This window comes from Bradyrhizobium sp. MI1.11 (genome assembly GCF_055811255.1).
Genome location: NZ_JBVVPM010000117.1, coordinates 1 through 6,836 on the forward strand (window position 1 = coordinate 1; position 6,836 = coordinate 6,836).

The following is a 6,836-nucleotide window of genomic DNA, read 5'->3' on the forward strand; positions in this document are numbered from 1 at the left end:
CGCTTCGATCTTGTCGTGCGCTTCCGTTCTTGCGGCTGAGAATGCGTTTTCGGCGCCTTTTGCACGTACCGACAGGTTGGCGAGCTGATCTGAAAGTCGCGTCATTTGCTGCTCCTTGTGAAAGACTCGCAGGCAAGCACGCCATCGTTTAAGCCGCGTTGATCTGGGTCAATTCGTCTTTGCCCAGCATGCGGTCAGAGGCAGGTTGTTCATAGATCGGTGGTCCAACCTCCCTTCAAGTCGTGCTTCCGCGGACAAGTGTTCGTGAAAGGACGCTGGCTTTGACGAATTAAGTAATAACCATTCGCGAGGGTCCGTTCCGGCTTTCGCCAGTCTTCATATCCTGTTCGGCCGGCAGGCCAATCCAGATGTCCACATCCCCATCCTCCGACAGCCGGTTGCGGTCTGATTCACCAGATGGATCCACTCGGCGTCATCGAGCCCCGCAGGTTCGACCACGGGCCTACATCGTTTCCGGTCGTCCGCTGCCGTATGCAGTACGCCATGACGTAGGCGACATCCATCCGATGCGAGAGGCAGTTACGCAGTTGAGACGTCGATTGCTGACGAGATCAGCATCCGCGTGCATGTTCTGGAGATCCGAGGCGGCATCTTCAGCCGTTGTCATCTCCAGCAAGGATCTTTGCACCGCGCACTCCGGCGAGAACCAGGGATGAAGGGCGTGAGTCGACAGAGGGTCACGAACGCCCCTAAGATATCAAGCGAGTAAGTTCGCGGAAGCTGGGTACGGGTGGGCCAGTGAACTTGCAGGTGACGGTTCTCAAGGTGCTGGTCAGCTATCCAGACGGCTTCGCCGCCATGGCGGACCTGAAGCGAGATATGGCGATTCTGGCCACGAGCGGACCGGACTGGGCCGAACGGACGAAGCGGTTAGCCGTCCGCGTGCCCGGCTTGGATATCTTCTCCCAACGACTCATTGAGCGGATTAACGGCGGCTGGCGTGTCACTGATAAAGTACGCGCGGTTCTCGAGATCATGGAGGCGCGGCCCGCACCCGCTCAACAAGCAAGGGAGCTGCCTGAGGTCCTCGCGGCCGAGGAGCCGGCGCCAGCCGCGACTCTGCCACCGACGCCCTCGATAGCGCCGGTTCGACGCATGCGGGAACGAAAGGCGACGCCACCGCGATGCTGCACGACGAAGCCAAGCGACCGCATCGTAACGAAGCTCGGTTCTCGAACAGCGCATTTGTGGTTGAGCGTGACCAGGCGGATCGAACGTTCGACGATGTTGTTGTCGAGCTCGATGCGGCCATCATCGACAAAGCGCGTCGCACCCTGGCAGCGAGAGTAGGTCCAGCGGATGGTGATGGTTAGCGTGGCGCTCTGTCGGGTAGCGCCAATATTGATGTTGGGCTGCGGGTAATCCCTAGGGCGGAGACATTGTTTGGAAGGAATGCCAGCACCTACCCGGGTTGGCAGGTTGCTGACTATCCTGCCATGCGTAGACTGCCTGAGCGACATCTAGCGGAACAAGATCACCTTGCAATCTCAAACCGTGCTTTCGGCTGCTTGCAGACGGCTCATCCTTCGATGAATCTACATCCATCCAGCTCACGTCTATCGGTCCTGCGTCCTCAATTTACAGCTCTGCGCTCGAAAGCGGCATCATGAACGCTGAGTCGGGCGTCACCTCGGCGCATGCGAGCGTTCGGGCAAGAACCGTCTGGACAATTGTCCTCGGCTTTGCCGCCGATCCACTGATGCGTTGGAGTTGGCCGGACCCTGGACAATATGTTGGCAGCATGACTCAGTTCATCGAGGCTTGTGGCGGACGGGCATTCGAGCATGGCACAGCATACGTCACGGGAGAGAGCCGCGCCGCCGCGGCCCTGTGGTTGCCTCCCGGCGTCCAGCAAGATGAGGATGCACTGGACACCATCATGGCGGTGTCCCTGCGCCCGGAAATCAGCGAACATATGGCACACGTGCGCCAGGGAATGGCCGAACATCATCCGTCCGAGCCACATTGGTATTTGCCCCTCATCGCCGTCGATCCGAACTGGGTCGGACGAGGGCTTGGCACATTGCTGATGAAGTACGCTCTTCAAAGATGTGATGAGCAGGGCGTCGCAGCCTACCTTGAAAGTTCGAATCCTGAGAACATTCCGCTTTACCAACGACACGGATTCAAGATTATTGGAGAGATACAGCACGGCTGCTCGCCGCCACTCACGCCGATGTTGCGAAAGGCGAATTGAGCGGAATTCTGAGCCGATTCGCATGCTTCGGCTCCCAGAGCGTCCTTGCACGCTCCCAGCTGACCGCATTGCCTCATCCAGAATGTTCTGGACAAGTTCTCGGCGGCGATAGGGCGGTGCCATCGAATTGGTTCAGCGGCGTCTATGGCGGGAAAGATCAGCATGGGCGCGCGCCGGGAGGCGCTGCCGACCGCAGCCGAGCCCCTGTAGATCCCTCTGGACCTTTTCTGGGAATAACGACGTACGTCTGTGGCCCCTTTCTAATCCATGTTGTGATATGCCCAAATCGCACTTCCGCAGGTCAGGTTCTCTGGCGAGCTTGGGTACTGGCCTGTTTCCGACCTCAGTGCTTGGCTTGAAGCTGAGAGTGGCCTGTTTTCGTTTCGTGCCGGGCCTTGATCTATCTCAAAGGGAATTGGTCCGCGCCGAACATTCAATGAACGCCATGGAACGGCACTACCCACTTTCGCTCGTCTGGCTGGCGCACGTTCGACGACGAAGTCCGCCAGTTGGCGAAGTCGGATAGACGACGCGCCGCCTGATGACGGTTCCTGGTGTCGGCGTGGTGACCGCCTTGGCCTTACCGCCATACGATCGACGACCCATCGCGCTTCCGATCGGCATCAAGCGTCGGCGCCCATCTGGGTCTTAGCCTCGACGCAACCAGTCTGGCGAACTGATATCAACGGCAAGATATCACGATGCGGCGACCGCCTTCTACGAATCCGGACTAGCTCCGACGGCGCGAGCACTACCACCGTCCGTGGCCGAGTTCAGAAATGTAAGCTTGACAACAAACCGCAATCAAAGGGCCGAATGACAATCAAAATCAGTTTGATTACTAGCGTGCAGCTCGCGGCACCATTTCCGGCGGAAAGCAGGGCTGGTCCGGAGGCTCACCGCCGCTGCAGCCGACAGAAACCATTGCGGTCGACGTGGTGGACGAAGCCTCTAAATAAATCGCAGCGGTGGCTGCTAGAATCCCGGCGGCTTGCTTGCTGCAGCGTCTGCTTTGGGCTCGTCCGGAAGGCCGCGCACGAAGCTGATAGCTCGCTCCTGAAGTTCGGCCTCCAGCTTTGTCGCCTTGATACGGTTAACGATGAGATCACGATTGAATGGCCGCGCCTTGTGGTAGCCGTCCACGAACTCCTTGTCCTTTCCGACAGGCGAGCGAGCTTGGATACGATAATGTCTTCGGGACATGGCGCCACAGCCAGAACCTTCCTGTCGTCAACGTCGACCGTTTTGGTGATGGCGCGCTTCTTCCAATCGCCAGGAAGCCGCGCGGTATTCTCGTCGACACCGTCGATATAGAAGCCGTGATCGCGATGGAATTTTGAGCCCTCGCCGTAGAGAGCATTTATCTCTTCTGAAGCCTCCGGATCGTCTTCAGGATCCAGCTCCTTCTGCTGAATTTCCCATATCTTCGCGTTCTCCGGATAAGCGTCGATTTCGCCAGAGGTGCGTAGGACGACCGGAGCGTCGGGCCACGAAAGTAAGATGCTTTGGCTTCCAATGATGAAGACCTTGTCGGTTTTAAACAGCCGGGCAATCACCCTGACTGTCTCGACAAGGTCTTCAATAGTTCGAACAAACGAGTTTTGCGTCACGCCACCATCCGCGGAAGTGCCGCGGTTTGATGGATCGCAGATCTCTCTGCAATCCGCTTCGCCGCCTTCCAGATGCGACGGCGCAGAGTGTCATCCTCGAAGTTGATACCTTCCGCCAAAACCCTTCTGCAATCCCTCGGCCGCCTTGCCCGCCAAGGCGCCGCCGACGACGCGGTAGCCGGCGGCTTCCCACATTTCGCGCGCCGCCCGCATCATCGTGGTCTTGCCGGCGCCGGCCCGGCCGACAACCGCCGCGATCCGCTCTCCAGAGGCCAAGTGCGCGATGGCTGAGCGCTGCTCGGCCGAGAGGTTGGCGTGCCGCGCGGACACGGCTGAAATGACCGGTGCCTTCACGGCGAAAGCCGCACTGCCCGACAGGTGGACCGCGCGCCGCACCATCTCCGCTTCGAGCCGGATCAGCTCGCGCGTGGCATATTTAGCCGGCGTTCGAGCCCCCGTGGCAAAGTCGACCGACTCGACGTCGAGCCGCAGAGCCTCCGGGCTTTGCAGCACCCGCGCCATCAGGTGCTGGAAGGTGCCGGCATCGTCGACATAGCGATGCAGCAGCTTGCCGGCCCTCGCGCTTCGTGCTCGGCGTTATCCTCCGCAAGCATCTTGCTGTCGATTTTCTTGACGCCTTCCCTCAGACGCAGGCGTCGCAGAGATCGACATCGCGCCGGCGGAGCCGACGGCCAGATGAACTTGTCGCGATTCAGACGCTTGGCTTAGAGCGACATGCCCAATCCGTCATGCCAGAGGATCTTGACCAGATCGCCGCGGCGGCCCCGGAAGATGGAGAGATTACCAGGGTGAGGATCAGGGCCGAAGTCGTACGTCTGCTGTGGCGGCACGCGATTGTCCAAGCTCGGCGAGGACATCACCGAGACGCTGGAGGTGATCCCGAAATCTTGGAAGGTGATCCAGCACGTCCGGGAGAAGTTCAGCTGCCGCGACTGTGAGAAGATCAGTCAGGCTCCGGTGCCTGTCCTGGCCAAAGGCAAGACCGACAGGCTATTCAAGAGTGCCGCGCGAAGTCGATCAGGCGTGCGAAGGATTTCTTAAATCTTTGCCGCTGTTGCACAAGCAGGGCGAATTGCCAGATGGCGTGGTGTTCGGCTTTAACGAAAACCCGCAGTCATTCCCAAATCGTCCATCCGTAAAGCAACGTCCCTCCTTCACTCGCAACCTTTGCGGAAACGTTGCTGAAAACTCGCTCACAAGGGCGCCGGGCTCAGGTAAGATCGAGACCCAGACAAGCTGTCGGTCCGTGCCGAGTTCGCGGCAAAGGGCCAGGATGGGTGCGGAGATTGCCTGTGGCGAGGCGGTAAAGGTCTTCTGAAGATCTCGGTTCGTATCGCCGGCATGGACCTCTCAGTCCCATTTTGGGCCAATTGAGGATTATCTTCGTAGCGGCATGTCGATATAAAGCATTGGAGGCGGGCATCGAATCCCGGACGCTCGCCTCCTGGGAATTGCGATGGAACGGCGGCCGCGACGGCCTCGATGATCAAACCGCTTTTGTCCTGGACGAGGCCGGCATGGTCGCCTCGCGCCAGATGGCGCTGGTCGTCGAAACCGCGTCAAAGGCGGGGGCCAAGCTCGTCCTGGTCGGCGATCCCGAGCAGCTCCAGCCGATCGAAGCCGGCGCGGCCTTTCGTGCGATCCTCGAACGCACCGGCTATGCCGAGCTCGAGACGATCTATCGCCAGCGCCAGCAGTGGATGCGCGACGCCTCGCTCGATCTTGCTCGTGGCCGGACGGGAGAGGCCCTGTCCGCCTATCGCGATCATGGACGCCTGTTCGGCACGGAGTTGAAGGCGCAGGCGATCGAAAGTCTCATCGCCGACTGGAACCGTGACTATGATCCGTCCAAGTCGACTTTGATCCTGGCCCATCTTCGCCGCGACGTCCGCGCGCTCAACGAGATGGCGCGGGCCAAGCTCGTGGCGCGCGGTTTGGTCGAAGCGGGACATGCCTTCCGCACCGAGGATGGCGACCGCCGGTTTGCAGCTGGCGACCAGATCGTCTTCCTGAAGAACGAGGGCTCGCTCGGCGTCAAGAACGGCATGATCGGCAGGGTCGTGGAAGCCGGCCCTGCGCGCCTGGTCGCCGAGATCGGTGAGGGCGAGGACTGCCGCCGCGTCGAAATCGATCAGCGCTTCTATCGCAATATCGACCACGGCTATGCGACGACGGTGCACAAGGCGCAAGGGGTCACGGTCGATCGGGTCAAGGTGCTGGCAACGCTGTCGCTGGACAAGCATCTGACCTATGTCGCGCTGACCCGCCATCGCGAGGATGTCGCGCTCTATTACGGCCGGCGTTCGTTCCAGAAGGCCGGTGGCCTCGTTGCGATCCTGTCGCAGCGGCGTGTGAAGGAGACCACCCTCGATTACGACCGCGGCAGCCTCTATCGCGATGCGCTGCGCTTTGCCGCGAACCGCGGGCTGCACATCGTCAAGGTGGCACGCACCCTCATGAGTGATCGCCTGCGCTGGACGGTTCGCCAGAAGCAACGCCTGGCCGACATCGCTTCCCGGTTGGGCGCCCTCGCGGTAAAACTCGGCCTCGTCGAGGGCCGCAATCCCATCATCAGCACCGCACAGACTAAGGCCAAGCCCATGGTCGCGGGCGTCACGACGTTCCCCAGATCCCTCATCGACACGGTCGAGGACAGGATCCTCGCCGACCCCGCCATCAAGAAGCAATGGGAGGATGTCTCCACCCGCTTCCGCCTCGTCTTTGCCGATCCCGAGCGCGCGTTCCGCGCGACAAATTTTGACGCTTTGCTGAGGGACCCCGCGGCCGCGAACTCGACGATGGCGCGTGTTGCCTCGAGCCCGGAGTCCTTCGGGGCTCTGCGCGGCAAGGTCGGCCTGCTGGCGGGTCAGGCCGAGAAGCAGGTGCGTCAGCGCGCCGAGGCCAATGTGCCGGCGCTCAAGCACGACATCGAGCGCTACGTGCGTCTGCGCGCCGAGGCCGGGCACAAGTATGAGGCCGAGGAACGC

General features: G+C 60.7%; 3 protein-coding genes and 5 pseudogenes. 5 read left to right on the forward strand and 3 right to left on the reverse strand.

The window, feature by feature from the left end; translation table 11 throughout:
• Positions 1-759: 759 nt before the first annotated feature.
• Positions 760-1,015: pseudogene (locus tag AC0L30_RS42015) on the forward strand (hypothetical protein); the annotation flags it as partial.
• 4 nt (positions 1,016-1,019) lie between these two features.
• Here AC0L30_RS42015 and AC0L30_RS42020 read toward each other — a convergent pair.
• Positions 1,020-1,481, reverse strand: a complete 462-nt coding sequence (locus AC0L30_RS42020) for an IS66 family transposase (RefSeq protein ID WP_473406710.1) — start codon at positions 1,479-1,481, stop codon at positions 1,020-1,022.
• Positions 1,482-1,627: 146 nt separating this feature from the next.
• Between AC0L30_RS42020 and AC0L30_RS42025 the strand changes: the two genes are divergently transcribed.
• Complete coding sequence (locus AC0L30_RS42025; RefSeq protein WP_473406711.1) at positions 1,628-2,218, forward strand: GNAT family N-acetyltransferase; 591 nt, start codon at positions 1,628-1,630, stop codon at positions 2,216-2,218.
• 488 nt (positions 2,219-2,706) lie between these two features.
• Positions 2,707-2,941: pseudogene (locus AC0L30_RS42030) on the forward strand (transposase); the annotation flags it as partial.
• 173 nt (positions 2,942-3,114) lie between these two features.
• On the opposite strand, the gene AC0L30_RS42035 reads toward AC0L30_RS42030, so the two are convergent.
• Together AC0L30_RS42035 and AC0L30_RS42040 are read right to left on the reverse strand one after the other, a co-directional pair.
• A complete protein-coding gene (locus tag AC0L30_RS42035; protein WP_473309292.1) occupies positions 3,115-3,828 on the reverse strand; it encodes a DUF6036 family nucleotidyltransferase in 714 nt (237 codons plus the stop codon).
• Positions 3,829-3,942: 114 nt separating this feature from the next.
• Positions 3,943-4,398: pseudogene (locus AC0L30_RS42040) on the reverse strand (AAA family ATPase); the annotation flags it as partial.
• Between the two features lie 252 nt (positions 4,399-4,650).
• On the opposite strand from AC0L30_RS42040, the pseudogene AC0L30_RS42045 reads away from it, so the two are divergent.
• Both AC0L30_RS42045 and AC0L30_RS42050 read left to right on the forward strand, forming a co-directional pair.
• A pseudogene (locus AC0L30_RS42045) lies at positions 4,651-4,812 on the forward strand (IS66 family transposase zinc-finger binding domain-containing protein); the annotation flags it as partial.
• Between the two features lie 449 nt (positions 4,813-5,261).
• Positions 5,262-6,836: pseudogene (locus tag AC0L30_RS42050) on the forward strand (BID domain-containing protein); the annotation flags it as partial.